Origin of the sequence: Enterobacter cloacae complex sp. IR5459 (assembly GCF_049238005.1) — a bacterium.
Lineage (GTDB): Bacteria > Pseudomonadota > Gammaproteobacteria > Enterobacterales > Enterobacteriaceae > Enterobacter > Enterobacter hormaechei_C.
Window position 1 is genome coordinate 534,622 of record NZ_JBMKIG010000003.1, and the last position, 17,845, is coordinate 552,466.

11 protein-coding genes are annotated in these 17,845 nt (G+C 57.5%); 4 read left to right on the forward strand and 7 right to left on the reverse strand.

Annotated elements, in window-relative coordinates; genetic code table 11:
- Positions 1 to 62: 62 nt before the first annotated feature.
- From ACOTX4_RS09025 to ACOTX4_RS09050, 6 genes are all read right to left on the reverse strand, one after another.
- A complete protein-coding gene (locus ACOTX4_RS09025) occupies positions 63 to 938 on the reverse strand; it encodes a 4Fe-4S binding protein (RefSeq protein WP_045330490.1) in 876 nt (291 codons plus the stop codon).
- Complete coding sequence (locus ACOTX4_RS09030; RefSeq protein ID WP_045330492.1) at positions 938 to 1,717, reverse strand: dimethyl sulfoxide reductase anchor subunit family protein; 780 nt, start codon at positions 1,715 to 1,717, stop codon at positions 938 to 940. The genes ACOTX4_RS09025 and ACOTX4_RS09030 overlap by 1 nt, the downstream gene beginning before the upstream one ends.
- Complete coding sequence (locus tag ACOTX4_RS09035) at positions 1,710 to 2,339, reverse strand: DMSO/selenate family reductase complex B subunit (protein WP_003860631.1); 630 nt, start codon at positions 2,337 to 2,339, stop codon at positions 1,710 to 1,712. Before ACOTX4_RS09035 ends, ACOTX4_RS09030 begins: the two co-directional genes overlap by 8 nt.
- The gene (locus ACOTX4_RS09040; RefSeq protein WP_045330494.1) at positions 2,336 to 4,714 is read right to left on the reverse strand and encodes a DMSO/selenate family reductase complex A subunit; all 2,379 of its coding nucleotides are present in this window, start codon (positions 4,712 to 4,714) and stop codon (positions 2,336 to 2,338) included. Before ACOTX4_RS09040 ends, ACOTX4_RS09035 begins: the two co-directional genes overlap by 4 nt.
- A gap of 88 nt (positions 4,715 to 4,802) precedes the next feature.
- Complete coding sequence (gene pbpC, locus ACOTX4_RS09045; RefSeq protein WP_063937757.1) at positions 4,803 to 7,130, reverse strand: peptidoglycan glycosyltransferase PbpC; 2,328 nt, start codon at positions 7,128 to 7,130, stop codon at positions 4,803 to 4,805.
- A gap of 1 nt (position 7,131) precedes the next feature.
- Entirely contained in the window at positions 7,132 to 12,084 is a 4,953-nt protein-coding gene (locus ACOTX4_RS09050; RefSeq protein ID WP_045330498.1) for an alpha-2-macroglobulin family protein, read from the reverse strand.
- A gap of 286 nt (positions 12,085 to 12,370) precedes the next feature.
- Here ACOTX4_RS09050 and ACOTX4_RS09055 point away from each other — a divergent pair, with 286 nt between their 5' ends.
- The 4 genes from ACOTX4_RS09055 (at position 12,371) to ACOTX4_RS09070 (ending at position 17,000) form a co-directional block, all read left to right on the forward strand.
- Complete coding sequence (locus tag ACOTX4_RS09055) at positions 12,371 to 13,915, forward strand: PTS transporter subunit EIIC (protein WP_045330500.1); 1,545 nt, start codon at positions 12,371 to 12,373, stop codon at positions 13,913 to 13,915.
- Positions 13,916 to 13,927: 12 nt separating this feature from the next.
- Positions 13,928 to 15,295, forward strand: coding sequence for a 6-phospho-alpha-glucosidase (locus ACOTX4_RS09060; RefSeq protein WP_045330502.1), 1,368 nt, complete (start codon positions 13,928 to 13,930; stop codon positions 15,293 to 15,295).
- A gap of 89 nt (positions 15,296 to 15,384) precedes the next feature.
- A complete protein-coding gene (gene sseA, locus ACOTX4_RS09065) occupies positions 15,385 to 16,230 on the forward strand; it encodes a 3-mercaptopyruvate sulfurtransferase (protein WP_017383536.1) in 846 nt (281 codons plus the stop codon).
- Complete coding sequence (locus ACOTX4_RS09070) at positions 16,230 to 17,000, forward strand: MurR/RpiR family transcriptional regulator (protein ID WP_015572161.1); 771 nt, start codon at positions 16,230 to 16,232, stop codon at positions 16,998 to 17,000. The genes sseA and ACOTX4_RS09070 overlap by 1 nt, the downstream gene beginning before the upstream one ends.
- 17 nt (positions 17,001 to 17,017) lie before the next feature.
- Here ACOTX4_RS09070 and sseB read toward each other — a convergent pair whose 3' ends face one another.
- Entirely contained in the window at positions 17,018 to 17,794 is a 777-nt protein-coding gene (gene sseB, locus ACOTX4_RS09075) for an enhanced serine sensitivity protein SseB (protein WP_023325069.1), read from the reverse strand.
- Positions 17,795 to 17,845: the final 51 nt, after the last annotated feature.

Consider the following 17,845-nt stretch of genomic DNA (forward strand, 5'->3'; position numbering starts at 1 on the left):
TAAAGAGCAATAGCGCCATTGCCTATGGTTATGCATAACATTTTTTTAAAATGAGACGAAGATTAGCAACAGCTCGTATTTCGCATACCGTGTTGATGATGAAAACAGAGCGGGCACTGCTTTTCATCAGACGTAAATGACCAGAAATGACGGTGGCACGTCAGGCAAACGGCTTCATATGCCCGTATGGTCACGCTTTTCGCTGTTCCTTCTGTTTGCGTCACGTTTATCGCCCCATGCTGGCATACCGCTTCGCAGCCGCCGCACCCCGTACAGCGTCCGGTTTCCACGACCAGTTCAGCGTTCTCAAACCGAATCGCGTTTTCCGTACAACTCCGCCAGCACGCGCCGCAGAGTACGCAGGATTCGGTATCGAGAGTTATCTCTGCCTCGCTAAACGCAGAAAACGCCCTGCGCAGCTCATGCTGACCGGGCACGACGCTACAGACCCGGACATCCTCACGGGGAACGTGCATCAGCGCACGCCGGGCGGTATTAACCTCGTTGACGGGTATATGTTTAAACGCCCACGCCGCTTCACCGCGTCGACGAAGCGCCAGATTCAGCCGGGCAATCGCCAGCAACCAGTCAGGATTCTGCTCCGCGTCGATACTGATAAAACGAACGTGGTACTGCGCGTGCCACAGCAGAAGCTCATTCACCCCTGGCGCACGGTCAGTAAACGGCCCAACAAGCGTATCGCCACTCAGAAAGCGTTTTCGCGGCGTGATGCCGGTGATGGCCCCAGCGGGGCAGACGAACAGGCAGTCACCGCATTCAATACAGCGGCTGTCATCAACCGAGACGCCTGAGTCGGTAAAAGAAAAAGCCTGCACGGGACAGACGTCCGCGCAGGCACAGCAGGAAGAGTGGCGAAAACGACGACGGACGCACGCATGCGTCACGTCCATCGCCGGGGCAAAGGTTAATCCGCCCATCAGCCAATACTGAAGAAAACAAAGCGCAGCATCAGCTCACCCACAATTAGCAAGGCGCTGCCCAACAGCATTGTGCCTCGCGCCGCTTTTAAGCCGCCCGCAGCAAAGCACAGCATACCCGCAACGGATACGCACCAGCTCAGCAGATGAACGGTTCGCAGTTGCTCCAGCATCTGTAGCGGTGCGTGAGGGAACGTCACCACGGTGTGGTCCATAGCCGTAATATCTGCCAGCCAGACGGGCTGCATCACCAGACGCACAAGCACCAGCAGCGTGATAATGACAACCGCCGCACGCACGGTTGACTGGGAACGCGTCCCAACGGCCATGCAGGCTGAACCGATAATCCCCACCGAACCGATAAACAGCACCAGAGTGTTAACATGCTGCCATGTCACCACGGATGCGTGCATGTAGATCTGCGCCATGCAGAACACATCCACCAGCCCGACAAGACCTGCCACAACCAGCAGTGGCTTCCAGCCAGGCTTTTTGACAAACATCAGCAGCGTTGCGAGGCCAAGTGCCGCAAGATAAAGACTGGCAAAGATAATCTCACGGCTCAGCCAGGAGCTGGATACGTGGCGCAGCGCGTTAAAAGCATTAAGCGGATAGCCCATGTGCAGCGCGGAGGCAAGCAGCCCCAGGCTCGCCAGCACAAACGCTCCGGCAGCCGGCAGCAGCGCGCTACGTTGCGTGCTTCCGAACGCCAGCCACAGCGTAACGCCAACCGATCCTTGCAGGAACAGCGTAAAAATCAGCAGCGGTAACTCATGCATGACGTTTCCCCTCTTTCTCTGCGCCCTGATGCGCTTTGATCACCAGGTTTGGTTTGGTGATGGAGGAATCAGGCAAGCCTTTCACATCACAGACCGCACCATACTTCGCCCGCAGTTCATCAATCGGCCCGAATTTAATCGCTTCGAGTGGACAGGTTGCCACACAGACGGGCTGCTCTCCCTTCGCCTGGAGATCCACGCAGAAATCACATTTGGACATCTGCCCGGTCTGCTCGTTGAGCTGTGGCGCGCCGTAAGGGCAAGACCACGCGCAGTAGCCGCAGCCGACGCACTTATCAGTATCAACGCGCACAATGCCGTCTCCCGGACGCTTGTGCATCGCCGTGGTCGGACAGTTTTTAGTGCAGATTGGGTCTGCACAGTGGTTACAGGAAATAGAGAGCGTGTAGGCAAACACATTGTTGCTGACGCCGCCCTGCCCGGTTGGGATGAAATTCCCGCCATTGACTTCATAAACGCGACGGAAACGACGTCCGACCTCAAGGTTGTTTTTATCTTTGCACGCCACCTGGCATGCCTTGCAGCCCGAGCAGCGAGAAGAGTCGATATAAAAACCCAGCTGTTTGTCGCTCACCGGTGCGTAATGTTTAAACTGACTCATGCTTTAGCTACCTCCACCAGCATGGTTTGATGGGAATTCCCTTTCGCAAGCGCGGTAATACGGGCGGAACTGAGCACGTTCGCGCAGCCGCCTTTATCGATACCCTGCTCGTCCGGCTGCCACCAGGCGCCTGCCTGCATGGCCACCACGCCTGGAATGATGCGCGGCGTGACCTCCGCCGGGATCTCGCAAATGCCGCGCGCGTTATGAATACGTACGGTATCCCCCTGCGCAATGCCGCGCTTTTGCGCATCCTGCGGGTTGATCCACAGCTTTTGCTGCTGCGCCTCAATTAACCACGGGTTGGCGTACTGGGTGGAGTTAGCGCGGTTTTTCCCTTTCCAGGTGATCAGCTGGAGCGGGAAGGTTTTCGCCAGCTCGTCTTCCGGCCCTTCATGGGCAGGCACGTAGTGCGACAGCGCCGGAATTTCCGGGTGATGCATGTCGTACAGACGCTTCGAGAAGATCTCAATTTTTCCGGACGGCGTCGGGAACGGATGATTCTGCGGATCGCGAATGTTGTCTTCAAAGGCAACGTACGGCGCGCTTTTGAAAAGATGCTGACGCGTCTTCTGTAGCGTCGCGAAGTCCGGCAGGTTTTCATCCGGCATGGACAGCCGCGTCTGCTCCCAGATGTGCTCAATCCACGCTTTTTCGTCACGGCCCTCGCTGAACGCTGGCTCGACGCCAAGCTTAGCAGCGACCTCCCGCAGCCAGTCGTAGTCTGAACGGCGTTCAAATTCAGGTTCAATGAGCTTTTCTGACAGGATCAGATAGCTTGCCGTGCCCCAGGTTTCGCCGATATTCCAGCGTTCCATAAAGCTGGTTTCCGGCAAAAGCAGGTCGGCGTATCTGGCGCTAGGCGTCATAAACAGATCGCTTGCGACGATAAACTCGATTTTCGACTCGTCTTCCAGGACACGGGTTGCCTGATGAAGATCCGGGTTCTGGTTAGCCAGATAATTGCCCGCCAGCGAGAACAGGATGCGGATATTGCTGTCCAGCTTCTCAGCATCCTTCAGGCCATCTTCCGCGGTTACCTTAGAAGCATCATCAGCAGCCTGCACCCAGTTCATGACCGAAATTTTGGCTTTGACCGGGTTGTCCGGCATCTCTGGCCCGGCCGCAAATTTGCGGTTTGCGCAGCCTCCATAGCCTGCTGCCCAGCCGCCTTTCACCCCAACGTTACCCGTCAGCGTGGCCAGTATCGTCGAGCCGCGCGCGGTGCGCTCGCCGCAGTTGTGACGCTGCGGTCCCCAGCCCTGGATCAGCGCGGCGGGTTTGGTGGTTGCGTAGTCGCGCGCCAGCTGACGAATAGTTTGTGCAGGCACGTGAGTGATTTTCTCTGCCCACTCGGGCGTTTTCGCCACGCCATCCTTTGCACCGCTCAGGTAAGCCATCAGGGATTCATTGGCCGGAACGCCTTCTGGCATGGCGTCTTCGTCAAAGCCCAGGGTGTAGCGTTGAATAAAGTCGCGATCGTGCAGATTCTCCGTGACGATCACATACATCATCGCGTCCATCAGGGCGTTGTCCGTGGCAGGAAGCAATGGGATCCACTGATCGGCAAGGGAGGAAACCGTATCGGAATAGCGTGGGTCAACAACGATAAAGCGCGTGCCGTTTTGCTTCATCTTCTGGTAGAAGTGGTTGCTGTGCCCGAAGATGGTTTCCGTCGGGTTATGCCCCCAGAGAATGACCAGTTTGGTGTCCAGCAGCGTGTCCAGAGAGCTGCCGCTGGCGGCGGTGCCATAGGTATAGGGCGTTGCCGCCGCCGTGTTACCCATACTGACCGAGTGATAGCTTTCGAGATAGCCGCCGGTTAAGTTGAGCAGACGACGAACCATTTTATCGCCGGAAAAGGTCCCGCCGGACACCGCGGTGCCCACATGAACATAGCGTGACGCAGCACCGTATTTTTGCGTAATAGTTTTTAATTGATCCGCAATAAGGGTGGTGGCTTCATCCCAGGTAATACGTTCGAATTTTCCTTCGCCACGTTTACCCACGCGTTTCATTGGATATTTAAGCCGATCGGGATGATAAACAAATTTCCGATAAGCCCGACCACGAACGCAGGCGCGCATCACTGGCATCTGCGGATCCAGCGCGTTATCCGGACGCGTTGAAATTCGGGTCACAACGCCATCACTGACGTGAGCACGAATATCACACTTGCCGCCGCAGTCAAACGTACTACAGGTTTGCACCACTTTTTCTTCAGGCGTAGCGTCTGAAACCGCCGCATCCTGTGCCTGTACTTTGCCGGTTTTGACGACAAACGGCAGGGCGGCGAGCGCCGACCCTGCCTGAATAAAATGACGCCGGGATATGGCGGGAATAAGCCCTTCTCCCTGATGTTTATTTTTTTTCATTGCTCGTTCCTTCAAATAAAAACGCATTCTCGTTTTTTTTCAGGAACGAATATTGATAATTATCAAGCTAACTCTTGAGGAGTAACACTTAGCGATCTAATTCAAAATTCACCGTCACCGTTTGTCCTGTTTCATCTAATACAATTAATTGATATTTACCAGGCAAATATAATTGCAGTGAATAATTCTTCTGATGCCCGTCCAGCGGTTCGCCATTCAAAAACCACCATCGTTGCCCCTCCCCGCCGCTGGTTGAAACGTTGAGGGTAATATTTTTCTCACCTGGAAGACGTTTAATTACCGCCCCTTCTCTGACGCCTGACAACATCAGCGGCGCCGCATTATGGTTATCCAGCGGAGGGCAAATTGCTGAACGGGCGGGGAGACGAGCAGCCCGTTTTTCGGCAGCAGGCAGCCAGGGCTCCAGCGGCAGCGGCCAGACATCCAGCACTTTTTCTGTCGCATCAGGACAATCCGCCGCAACGCGTTTGCCTTCTTTATCCAGCCAGACCGGGAAACGGATCCCGCGAATACCTTCCTGTTCCGGCAGCAGCAGCGTAGGCGGTTCACTGCCTTCCAGCAGCCAGGTTGACAGCCGACGCCGACAGTTTTCGCTCCCTTCAGGCAGGGACTGGCCCCCCGGCCAGCAAATCACGCCCCGTCCTACGCTTGCGGGACGCGGATCGCGCGGCAGGCGCGCTTCATCCACCATCGAGCGGGACTGAAGCATGTTATTGACCTGATTCAGGAGCGGTACCGCGCTGGCGAAACCAAACTGCCCGGCAACGGGCGTGCCGTCCGGGCGTCCGGTCCAGATTCCGATGACATAGCGGGCATTCAGGCCGATGGCCCAGGCATCCCGGTAGCCATAGCTGGTGCCCGTTTTCCACGCCAGCGGCGCAACCTGGGGCAGCGCACTGTCCGGCAGGGGCTGTGCTTCATTAGCGAGAATGCGACGAATAATCCACGCCGCCCCCTGCGATAACAGCGGACGTTCGATCAGCGGATCGCCCGGCTGTAAACGCAGCCGGCCCGCCTTACCCTGACGCGCAAAGGCGCTATAGGCGGCAGCGATATCAGCCAGGCGTGCGCCTGCGCCCCCCAGGATCAGAGAGAGGTTGGGCTGTGCCCCCGCAGGCAGAATGAGCGGTAATCCCGCGTTGCTCAGCATTCCGGCAAAACGTTTTGGGCCGTACGCTTCCAGAACCTGCACCGCAGGCAGGTTGAGGGAACGCACCAGGGCTTCGCTCATACTGACCGGCCCATGGAAGCCGCTGTCAAAGTTGCCGGGACGATAATCCCCCGTTTTTCTTGGAACATCCTGTAATAACGAAGCGGGATGGATCAGACCATCGTCCAGCGCCATGCCATAGATGAATGGTTTGAGAACCGATCCCGGCGATCGGATCGCATTGACCATATCTACGTGGCTGAAACGGCTGTCATCATTGATATCTACCGAGCCTACCCAGCCACGCACTTTCATGGATGTATGATCCACGACGATCATCGCCAGCGAACTGCGGGCGGGCAGGCGTGATTTCCAGTTCATTGCCAGCTCTTCAAGCTGTCGTTGCAATGCTGCTTCCAGCGTGGTGACTATTTTTGTGTCACGACTTTTACTCAGCATCATGCGGGAAAAGAGCGGCGCCAGTTGCGGCATCTGCCGGGGGGCCAGCCAGACCGGCTCTTCACGGGACTCTTTCACCAGCTTCTCAGACCAGACGCCCTGAGTCAGCATGCGGTCGAGTACTTTGTTCCGCGCCACTTCGGCACGTTCCGGCCAGCGGTCCGGGCGCAGACGGCTGGGTGCTTGTGGTAGTACAGCCAGCAGCGCCGCGTCGGAATAGCTCAGCTGAGACGGCGGTTTGCCAAGGTAAGTCCAGCTTGCCGCGCCCACGCCCTGCAACGTGCCGCCAAACGGGGCACGGTTCAGATACAGCGTCAGGATTTCACGCTTGGAGAGATGCCATTCCAGCTGCATCGCCCGCCACAGCTGACGAATTTTACCGCCAAAGGTTCGCGGATGCGGATCCAGAAGGCGTGCCACCTGCATGGTAAGCGTGCTCCCGCCAGAAACCACTCTCCCGGAGGTGAGATCCTGCCAGGCGGCACGCAGTACAGATAGCGGATTGACGCCCGGGTGATCCCAGAACCAGCGATCTTCATACTGGATCAGCGCCTCAAGATAGCGTGGGGAAACCTCTTTAATGGTAACCGGATAGCGCCAGATGCCTTCGCTGTCGGCAAAACGCCACAACGGAACACCCTGCTCATCCACCACCACTCGCGCAGGGTTGACCTCTTTCAGGGGCAACGGCCACACGCGGTCAGCGACGACAATCAGCCCCCCTGAAACGAGAAGCGCTCCCGCCAGCCACAGCCAGCGGGAGCGAATCAGGCGTGCTATCCGCATCTTACGGAACAACGATCAGCGGGCCACTGGCCGCCCCCGTTGCCCGCCACTGCGGAACGTACATGGACTCGACCATCGGAACAGGCACCTGGTAGGTTCCCGGCGTAACGGCACGGGCCAGGTAAACCAGCGTGACCGGCTGACCTTCATTGACCGGCACCGCGGCCACAAAGCGATCGTCGCGGAATTCCATGTGCTGAATATCAGACTGTTGCATCTGATTCAGCAGGTTTTGCACTTCACTGCCGCTGTCCTGCAAGCTGGCGCTGCTGCTCGCCAGATTCTGGTTTTCCAGCTCCAGACCTGCCGGGAGCAGATCCACCACCAGCGCATCCGGCACGTTCTGGCTGGCCTTCACTTCCAGCCATACCAGAACCAGTTCACCGCTCTTCAGAGAAGAGAGCGACTTGCTGCTGCCGTCTGTCGCAAGGATATGACGTTCAATCTGCAAGACATTAGAGGATGGCTGAGGCGCATACTCCGGATAGCCAGTAGTGTCCAGTCGTACCCACAGCGGCGTAGTGCCGGTATTCGTCATCTTCAACGCACCAATCTGATCGCCGTTCAGGTTTTCTACCTGCGCTTTATCACTGCTCTGGGTCTGTTCAGAGAGAGAGGTCGTTGCCTGCCACGCACCTGACAAGGTTTGCAGTGATCGTCCGGCCAGGAATAGCGCATTGCTCTCCTGGGTAGACAGCCAGCGCTGGCTGAACGCGTCTTCAGATAACGCGTTCAGCAGCCTGTTTTGCGCATCCGGCAGCAGCTTGTACTCTTCCAGCAGGGAGAGCATCAGGGCATTATCACGCAGCTGGCTGCCGTAATCCGCCATCCAGTTTCGGCTGTCGTTACGGGGTGTTTTGAGAGCCAGATCCAGCGCCTGCTGGCTGCGCGGTGCATCCCCCATCAGTTTGAGTGCCATGCCCAGCTGCATCAACGGAAGCCCGGAAGCAGCCTGAGCGTGGCGCTCCCAGATTTCACGCAGCGCACCGAGCGGCGCTTTTTGCTGACGCGCCAGCACCAGCGAAGCATACGCCTGGACAGCAAATTTGCTGGCCTGGGTGTCGTCGCTGTAGCGGATGGACATCATGCCCGGATCCTGTAAATAGCGCAGCAGTCGGCTGTTGGCGTTATTCACCGCCTCGGCAGGCACGCTGTAACCCTGCTCCCCTGCCCGCACCAGGAAGTCCGTGACATAGGCGGTCAGCCAGTACTCTTCCGGGCCGTTTTTATCCCACAAGGCAAAACCGCCATCGTCACGCTGCATTTGCAGCAGACGGGAGATCCCGATATCAATGGCCGCACGGCGTTTATCGTCGGTATCGCCTTTAATGCCCAGTGCCTTCAGCTGTGCCGCGTTGGTGTAGAGGGACGGGAACAGGCCGCTGGTGGTCTGCTCAAGACATCCATACGGATAGGCCTGAAGTTCACGTATGTAGCGCGCCAGGTTCAAAGGTGGTTTACCGCTGAGCAACAGCTGCCCCTGTAGCGTGGCAGGCGAGAAACCTTCGATATGCTGTGCTGGCGCACTCCAGGATTCGCCAGGATTCAGCATCGTGCCCGTATTCACGGTTTGCGCCGGGAATGCGGGACGCACGCCAATTTTCCAGCTCTTCTGCTGCGGCGCAAACGTCTCACCTGGGAGCTGAAGGCCCGTCACCTGAGCAGTCACTTGCCCATCGCCATAGCCCTCCAGGGCACGCACCGGTATAAACAGGGTGCTACGTGCGCCAGGCGGCAGCTTAACCGGCTCTGGCTGAGCACCTTCGAGCGACAACTTACCGGCTGCGGTTAACGCAATGTTCAGCGTTTGCGGCTGGTCAGTCAGGTTAGTCAGGTCCAGCGTCAGGCGGGAGGTATCGCCACTTGCGAGGAACCGCGGCGTGTTAAGCTCGGTGATAATCGGAGCCGCCACAATGATTTTGCTTTCGCTGCTGCCGAAATCGTCTTCCGTCCAGGCCTGCGCCATCAGACGCAGTTCACCGTTGAAATCGCCAATCGGCAGCGTGATGGTACCTTCGCCGTTGGCATCAAGCGTAACCGGCTGCGCCTGCTGGGCAATAATGGTGACATGGTTCACCGGTGGCTTACCGCCGCGTTTCAGTTCATCGCCGTCTCCGCCAAAGCGCAGTGCGGCCAGACGTCCCTGACCTTCAATCACCTGGCCGTAAACATCATAGATGTCCGCGCCATAGCGCTTCTGACCGAAGAAAGCTTGCCACGGATCCGGCGTGACGTAGTCGGTAATGTTCAGCACGCCGCTATCGACAGCCGAGACCAGCACGTTCACCTTCTGTGGCACAGCCCCCTCTTTTACGCTGGCTTTCACTTTCACAGAAAGCGTCTGGTTCGGACGCATTTTTTGCGGGTTATCCAGTGCGATGTTCAGGCGACGATTTTCGTCCCCCATTGGCAGATGCAGCAGGCCAACCGCCCGTTTTGGCGTGGCGGATTTTGATTTATCGCCAGGACGAACCACCAGCGTGCTGAGATAGAGATCGTGACGTTTCCAGGCCTTGTCGACCGGGATAGCGAGATCCAGACCGTTAGCCGGTACGTCGATCTCTTTCCACCACAGCGGCCCTTCACTGGACTCGATCATCGCATAGCCCTTGCCTGCGGCCGGCGCGGCGATGCGCAGTTGGATGGTATCGCCTGGCTGATAGGATGGCTTATCCAGTTTCAGCGTCACGCGGTCAGGGCGCGCGGCCCCGGTGCCGTCGCTGTTATCCTGCCAGCTGTAGCCTGCCCAGAAGCGCACGCTGCTGACCATGTCATCAGGGGCTTTCACTTCCAGACGGTATGAGCCCCACTCCACCGGGAAGGTGACTTTACCGGTTTCATCGGCCTTGAGGTTTAGCTCCTGCTCGCCCTCAACCAGATCTTTTTGATCAAACTGAGACTGCCAGCCCTCACTCTCGGACCAGTTCCAGAAGTAGTCACGACGCTCGCGAATCAGTCGTACCTGTAATCCGGAAACGGCCTTTTTGGCTCCGCTGGCATCGGCATAGACGATGTCGAAGCTGGCGTTGCCGTTCTCGTCGACGATCGGCTGGTTGACGGTAGTATCGGTGCGGTAGTCGTAAACCGCCTTGCTGGCGAACTGAGGGCGAATACCCGGCAGCTCAGCCGCCGGCCAGATGGACTGCTCAGCGCGTCGCGTCACCGGACGCCCACCTGATTCCAGCAGGCTGGCCTGCAAAATCAGTTGCAGCGGCGAGTGCACCTCTTTCCACTGGCTTTCGGTGGTAACCTGTCCGCGCCCCTGTTCGTCCAGCGTAAGCTGCACTTCATCCAGGCTGCGGCTCAGGTTCTCCTCGGCAATATCACCGAACTGGAAGCCACGCAGCGCAGGCACCGCGTCACGTAGCGGACGCAGGAAAAGCTGGCCTTGCAGAGAATTGCCGTTAGCTGGCGCGCCGTACAGGTAATAGCCGACCACGTTAAAGTCGACGTTATCCTGCGGTGAAACCGGCGTTTTTTGTCCACTCAGGTTGAGCGCCATGCGCTCAGGCATAAAATCTTCGACGTGGAAATCCCACATGCGCTGCTGGTTATCCCCCGTATTCGCGCGAATATGCCACATGCCGGTCTGGGCGCCGCTATCAAGCGAATAGTTGAAGCGATAAAGGCCATTCTCAGGTTGCACAACGACCGTACGCGCCACCTGTCCGTCCGGACGCAGCACGTCAAGTTTTACCGGCTGCTCGAGAAGCGGTTTGCCATCGCTGTCGCGAAGCAGGCCGTTCAGGATCACCGTTTCACCCGGACGATAGAGATCGCGCGGGCCAAACATAAAGAACTGTTTGCTGTAACCCGGGTTACCGGCGATATCAAACTCCGCCAGATCCAGCGCCGGAAGTTTGAGATCAAGAAGCGTGGTCTGGCCATCTTTACTGGCCAGGATCAGCGCGGCTTCTTTATCGGTTTCCAGTTTCGCATGACCATCGGCGTCGCTGTTCGCCTCGGCCAGAGTCTGCCCTTTATCGTTCAGAAGGGTAATGGTCACGCCTGACTGCGCCGCACCGTTTTCAAGACTCTGGGTGAAGATGTCCAGGCGGTTATGATAACGGTGAGCGGACAGCCCAATATCACTTAAGGTAAAGAGCGTCGCGGCGTTACTGTAGTTATAGTGACCAGCCTGATTCATCACGGCGATATAGACGCCAGACTGCTGGAGCGGCTTAATATCTTTGAGCGGCAGGAGCAGTTTTTCACGCGTGTTGCGCGCCGGGTTGAGGTCGAAACGGCCGGTGTAGACCAGTTCCGCCATCTTCAGCAGATTGTCAGATTCCCAGTTGGTCAGCGAGTTACGGTACTCCCACTGGCTGACAAACGAGGCCAGCGACTCCGGCTTAACGCGGTAGAAGTTCACGTCCACATTGTTGACGTTGAGCGCCATCACCGGCAACCCTTCCACCACTTTACCCGGCAGCAGCGATCCGCGGCTGGCGAATCCGACCGTCGGTTCAACATCCCGGGTGGTGATCGCTTTTTCATAGTCAATGCCGAATGTCGCTTTGTTCAGCGCCAGCAAATCACGTTCGACGGTGACAACCAGATTACGATTCGGCTCCAGATGGCGCAGGCGCAGCTCTTTCAGATTGGGGGCCAGTTCCCAGGCGCCGTCCACTTTGCCGCTTTTTTTATCCACCACATGTACCGTTTTCGCAAAATCCTGGCTGGGATCCAGCGGTACAGAGAAGGTCAGAACCAGCGTCGCGGCGCCGTCGAGTTGCACTTCCGAGGCATCCAGCAGCGTCAACGCCTTACCCTGACTCTGCGCGGCCAGCTTAGCCAGCTTTTCAGGATCCGGTGTTGCCGGGGTTTTCTTTTCTGATGCAGTAGACGCTGCGGGGGCAGCGGCCTGAGGTTTGTCGTCGCTGTTATCACAGCCGACAAGCGTAAAGGTGGTGAGCAGCGCGAGAGAGATCGCAGCTAAGCGAAACGGTTTCATCCTGTATCCCTGGCCTGAGGGGCCTGTTGGTCATCGTCCGGATAAGTATTATCCGCAAGTTTCGTTAATACAAAAAGTCCAATTTTATAATCTGGAAAGCACCTCGCAGAATGGCATCACGCCGCTACGCCGTGATGGAACCGCGATCACAGCGCATAACGTCACATGTTACCTTTCACGTCATTTGTTTTTAAAACAAGAAGATAGCTGGATAAGCTCGCATCAGGCCTGCTAGTTTTATGACCATGACGCACCCTGAGTGCGCGGTTCAATAAGAGAGAAAGCCATGAAACGAGCCGTGAACGCCCTACAAAATTTCGGAAAATCACTTTACGGACCTGTACTTATCTTACCCATCGTAGGCCTGTTTATCGCCTTTGGGAATGTGCTGGGTAACGGCAATCTGGCCGAGTACCTGCCGTTTCTTGGCCACCCGCTGATCCAGAGTGTCGGCCAGCTGATCGCCAAGTCTGCCGTGTCGGTGCTGGTCAACCTGGCGCTGGTGTTTGCCGTTGGTATCCCCATTGGACTGGCAACCCGAGACAAAGGCTACGCGGCGCTGATTGGGCTGGTAACTTTTATCGTGTTTATCAATGCCATGAACGTGACGTTACAGCTTCAGGGGGAACTGGCCCCTGCGGAACAGATGAAAGCCGCCGGACAAAGCATGGTGCTGGGCGTCCAGGTGCTGGAAATGGGCGTTTTCGCCGGGATCCTGACCGGGGCGCTCTCCGGTTATCTGTACAACAAATATTCCGGTGTCCAGTTTAACGGCGCGATGGCGATTTACTCCGGCCACTGCTTTGTCGCGATTGTAATGCTGCCTGTCTCTATGCTGCTCGGCGTGATCATGAGCGAACTCTGGCCGTACGCACAGCATGGAATAAGCGCCCTGGCGCTGGCGATCAAAGGGTCCGGTCCGTTTGGCGTGGCGATCTACGGTTTCCTTGAACGCATTCTGGTGCCGACGGGCCTGCATCATCTGGTCTATACGCCGTTCCTGTATACCGAACTGGGCGGTACGCAGGAGGTGTGCGGTACGGCTTACCAGGGCGCGCGCAATATCTACTTCGCCGAGATGGCCTGCCCGGACGTGAAGCAGCTCAGCAGTACCGTGGTGTGGGATGCGCGCGGCATCAGCAAGATGTTCGGCCTTCCTGCCGCCGCGCTGGCGATGTACATGACCGCGAAGCCAGAGCGTAAAGCGATTGCGAAAGCGATTCTGATCCCGGCGGCGCTGACCTCGCTGCTGGTCGGCGTAACCGAGCCGATTGAGTTCTCCTTCCTGTTTGTCGCCCCGCTGCTGTTCGTGGTGCATGCGGTGCTGACCGGTATCGGCATGATGCTGTTCTCGCTGTTTGGCGTTCACGCCATCGGCGCCAACGGGATTATCGATTTCATCCTCTACAACCTGCCGCTCGGCACGGAGAAGTCCAACTGGCCCATGTACATCGTGGTCGGGCTGATCATGTTCGCCCTTTATTTTGTGGTGTTCCGCTTCCTTATCCTGCGCTTCAACATGAAAACGCCGGGGCGTGAAGATGAGGACCAGGAGACACGCCTTTACAGCAAGCAGGAGTACCAGGCGAAGGGCAATAACGACGGGCTGGGCGAATCGATCGTTGTGGGTCTGGGCGGTCGGGAAAATATAGAGGTAGTGGATAACTGCTACACCCGCTTACGCGTCACGGTGAAGGACGTCGCCATCATCGACGAACCGCGCCTGAAAGCGACCGGCGCGAAAGGGATTATCAAACAAGGTAACAACGTTCAGGTGGTCTACGGGCTGCATGTCAAAAAAATGCGAGAAGCCGTTGAGACGTTTCTCTGAAAGGAGCTAAAGATGTTTACACCCCCATTTATTCTGTCGATTGCCGGCGGCGGTAGCACTTACACGCCAGGTATTGTGAAAAGCCTGATGGTGCGTCTGCACGATTTCCCTCTGGCAGAGATCCGCCTGTATGACATTGACGAGGCGCGCCAGAACACCATCGCGCCCGTGGTGGAGAAGGTTATTCGCGACCACAGCCAGAGCATCAAATTTACGGTCACCAGCGACCCAGAAGTGGCCTTTAGCGGCGCGCATTTTGTCTTCGCCCAGATGCGCGTCGGGCAGTACAAGATGCGCGAGCAGGATGAAAAAATTCCGCTGCGTCACGGCGTGGTGGGCCAGGAAACCTGCGGCCCCGGCGGGCTGGCCTACGGCCTGCGCACGATCCTGCCGATGGTGGAGCTTATCGATCTGGTCGATCGCTACGCGCACGAGAAAGCCTGGATCGTGAACTACTCCAACCCGGCGGCGATTGTCGCTGAGGGTGTGCGTCGCCTGCGCCCCAACGCACGCGTGCTGAACATCTGCGATATGCCGGTTGCCGCGATGCGCAATATGGGTGCCATTCTGGGCGTGGATCGTCATAAACTGGAGGTGGACTATTTTGGCCTAAACCACTTCGGCTGGTTTACCCGCGTGCTGGTGGGCGGCGAAGACAAGCTCCCGGCGCTGCGTAAGCATATCGCGAAGTTTGGCCTGCTGACGGAAGATGCCGCAAAAACCGACCCGCAGCATTCCGATCCGTCATGGGTGAAAACCTGGCGCAACATCAAGCCGATTATGGATAACTTCCCGGAGTACCTGCCGAACCCGTATCTACAGTACTACCTGATGCCAAACCAGATTGTGGAGCATCAAAACCCGGACTATACCCGCGCCAACGAAGTGATGAACGGGCGCGAGAAAAAGCTGTTCGCCGCCGCCGAAGAGTACCAGCGCAGCGGGATCTTACCGGACGCCTTCCACGTAGGTGTTCACGGCGAATTTATCGTCGATGTCGCCTGCTCGCTGGCATTCAACCTGCGCCAACGCCATCTGGTGATGGTGGAAAACCGCGGGGCGATTACCAACCTGCCGTACGATGCGGTGGTGGAAGTGCCTGCCTATATCACTTCCGAAGGGCCGGAGCCTGTCCGCGTGGGTCAGGTGCCGCTGTTCCACCAGACGCTCCTGCAACAGCAGCTGGCCTCTGAACAGCTGCTGGTTGAGGCAACCATCGAAGGCAGCTACGAGAAAGCGTTGCAGGCGTTCACTCTGAACCGCACCGTGCCAACCATGGAGCACGCGAAAGCGATTCTGGATGAGATGATCGAAGCCAACCGCGACTACTGGCCTGCGCTGCAAAAGGCCTGGCAGGACGGTGAAGCGGTGAAAAAATAGGGGCTTGCTCGCGAGTTGAACGTGGTTAGCTTGTCGGTGTCAGAAAAAACACCGACAATCCTTTTTTACGGAAAAGAATGGAGGCAACCATGTCCACCTCATATTTTGTCGCTGCCGACTGGCTGATTGAGCACGGCGACGACCCGGAAGTTCAGATTATCGACGCGCGCATGGCCCCTCCGGGCCAGGAGCATCGTGACGTTCCCGCTGAATACCGGGCAGGGCACCTGCCTGGCGCGGTATTTTTTGATATCGAAGCCCTCTCCGATCACACCTCTCCCCTGCCGCACATGCTGCCTCGCCCGGAAGCGTTTTCCGTGGCGATGCGCGAGCTGGGCATCAGCAAAGATAAACATCTTGTTGTTTACGATGAAGGTAATCTGTTTTCCGCGCCGCGAGCGTGGTGGATGCTGAAAAACTTCGGCGTGGAAAAGGTATCGATTCTGGCGGGCGGACTTGCAGGCTGGAAGCGCGACGAACTACCGCTTCAGCAGGGTGACGTCACGCTGCCGGAAGGGGAATTTGATGCCACGTTTGACGCTAACGTGGTCAAGCGCCTGACCGACGTGCTGGTCGTGAGCCACGAAAACACGGCGCAAATCGTCGATGCGCGTCCCGCTCCACGTTTCAACGCAGAAGCGGACGAGCCGCGACCGGGACTGAAACGAGGACATATCCCGGGGGCGCTGAACGTGCCGTGGGGCGATCTGGTGTTTGAAGGCGAGCTGAAAACCACCGATGAATTGCGTGCCATTTTTGAACGTCAGGGCGTGGATTTGCATCGTCCGGTTATTGCAAGCTGCGGCTCCGGCGTAACGGCCTGCGTGGTGATCCTGGCGCTGGCAACCCTTGGCGCAAATGACGTGACCCTGTACGACGGCGCCTGGAGTGAATGGGGTGCACGAGACGATCTGCCGGTTGAACCGGCGAAATAATGGATAACCGCCTGGCAACGCTGTTAACGCGCGGGTCGTCGCTGACCCGCGCGGAGTATCGCGTCCTCGCCCACCTCACTGAGCATCCATTGCTGGTGGGCAACATCACGGTGCGCGAGCTGGCGCAGGCGACATTTGTCTCTACCGCGACGATTATGCGGCTGTGCCAGAAGCTGGGGTTTAGCGGCTTTAGCGAGTTTATCTGGCACTGCAAGCAGCTGCTTTCTGACACGCCGCATATCACCGTACAGCCTGAGCAACATGCGGAAATGCCCGCGCTTTTTACCCGGTTCGTTGCCAACTATCAGCAGACCTTCCAGTGGGTCACTCAGGACAAACGCCAGCAGTTTGCCAGCCTGCTGCGCCAGAAAGAGAGCTTCTTTCTCTACGGCGCCGGGTTTTCGTACCTTTTTGCCGAGTACCTGACCAAGAAGTTGCAGGTGCTAGGAAAAACGGCGTTCATCTCCGGGCCGGGAGACAGCCGGAATATTTTTCTCAGCAACGCCGCGCGCTATCAGGTGTTTATTGCCGTTTCACGCAGCGGCGAAACGGAGCAGGTACTGGATAAAGCGCGGATCGCCAAAAACGTCGGCATGACGATCGTCGCGTTTACCCGCGCGTCGGCCAATACGCTGGCGGGTATGGCGGACGTGCATTTTGCTCTCTATGACGAAGCGGTACATTTCGCCGCCGAAGCCGCAGGTGTGACGTCGTTTGAGTCGAATCTGGTGCTGCTGATGGATTTACTGCTGCTGGAAGCAACGGGGTGAAGATCACCCCGCTGTAATCAGATAATGCGGTTGGTCTTAAGATCGCGCAGGAAGCCGCCCCAGCGACGCTCGTAGAACGGGGTAATGTGCTCGGTAATAAAGTGGCTGATCCCCTTCTCACCTTTCTTCACCTGACAGATATCAATCGGCTCATCGCCCGGCAGGGTGTCGGTCGCCACGCTTCCCGCCGCCTGGATGATCTCGTCGATATCGCCGTCGGCCTCAATCCCTATCAGCAGAACAGGCTTTTCGTCAGCGCTCTCTTTGATGGAGCAGAGAAACGCGCGTTTTACCGGCTTGATGGTTTTAAACAGCGTGGTCAGGGAGTCAATCATCTGCGCGGGCGGCTCGGCCACTTCAGACAGCAGCAGCGTTTCGCCCCCTTCCAGCACCTCCTGAGTGCTGAGCGGGTTGCCCTCGTCACCAATCAGGTGGCTGATTTCGCGCGGAGTAAACTCTTTCCCGGTCGGCAGTTTGGCGTTGAGGAACAGCGTCTGCCCCAGGGTCATTTCGAACAACGTGCGCACCGGCATCACCACGAACGCCTGTTCGTCTTCTACCGCTTCCTGCAAGGCCTCGAGCGAGGTAAAGAACGGGATCACCGACGTGCCGTCGTCTTTCTCCCAGTGCAGCAGATCCAGCGCGCTGTCTTCGACAACCTGCTCCCCTTCCGCTGCGGTGCCCGGTACCCAGACGGTGGATTCCAGCAGCGTGCGGAAAAAGGCCGGACGGTGGGCGGGCTCGGTCGCCGCCTGCTCCAACAGGGTTTCTAATTCGTTTTTGGTTTCTGACATAACAATTCCAGATGTCGAATTTCCCCCTCACCCCTGCCCTCTCCCATGGGG

Excerpts from the sequence above, each read along its gene's own strand:
- ACOTX4_RS09070 (WP_015572161.1), top strand. The coding sequence starts at position 16,230 with ATGGATAACCGCCTGGCAACGCTGTTAACGCGCGGGTCGTCGCTGACC.
- sseA (WP_017383536.1), top strand. The coding sequence starts at position 15,385 with ATGTCCACCTCATATTTTGTCGCTGCCGACTGGCTGATTGAGCACGGC.
- ACOTX4_RS09060 (WP_045330502.1), top strand. The coding sequence starts at position 13,928 with ATGTTTACACCCCCATTTATTCTGTCGATTGCCGGCGGCGGTAGCACT.
- ACOTX4_RS09040 (WP_045330494.1), bottom strand. The coding sequence starts at position 4,714 with ATGAAAAAAAATAAACATCAGGGAGAAGGGCTTATTCCCGCCATATCC.
- ACOTX4_RS09055 (WP_045330500.1), top strand. The coding sequence starts at position 12,371 with ATGAAACGAGCCGTGAACGCCCTACAAAATTTCGGAAAATCACTTTAC.
- ACOTX4_RS09050 (WP_045330498.1), bottom strand. The coding sequence starts at position 12,084 with ATGAAACCGTTTCGCTTAGCTGCGATCTCTCTCGCGCTGCTCACCACC.
- ACOTX4_RS09030 (WP_045330492.1), bottom strand. The coding sequence starts at position 1,717 with ATGCATGAGTTACCGCTGCTGATTTTTACGCTGTTCCTGCAAGGATCG.
- ACOTX4_RS09025 (WP_045330490.1), bottom strand. The coding sequence starts at position 938 with ATGGGCGGATTAACCTTTGCCCCGGCGATGGACGTGACGCATGCGTGC.
- pbpC (WP_063937757.1), bottom strand. The coding sequence starts at position 7,130 with ATGCGGATAGCACGCCTGATTCGCTCCCGCTGGCTGTGGCTGGCGGGA.
- sseB (WP_023325069.1), bottom strand. The coding sequence starts at position 17,794 with ATGTCAGAAACCAAAAACGAATTAGAAACCCTGTTGGAGCAGGCGGCG.
- ACOTX4_RS09035 (WP_003860631.1), bottom strand. The coding sequence starts at position 2,339 with ATGAGTCAGTTTAAACATTACGCACCGGTGAGCGACAAACAGCTGGGT.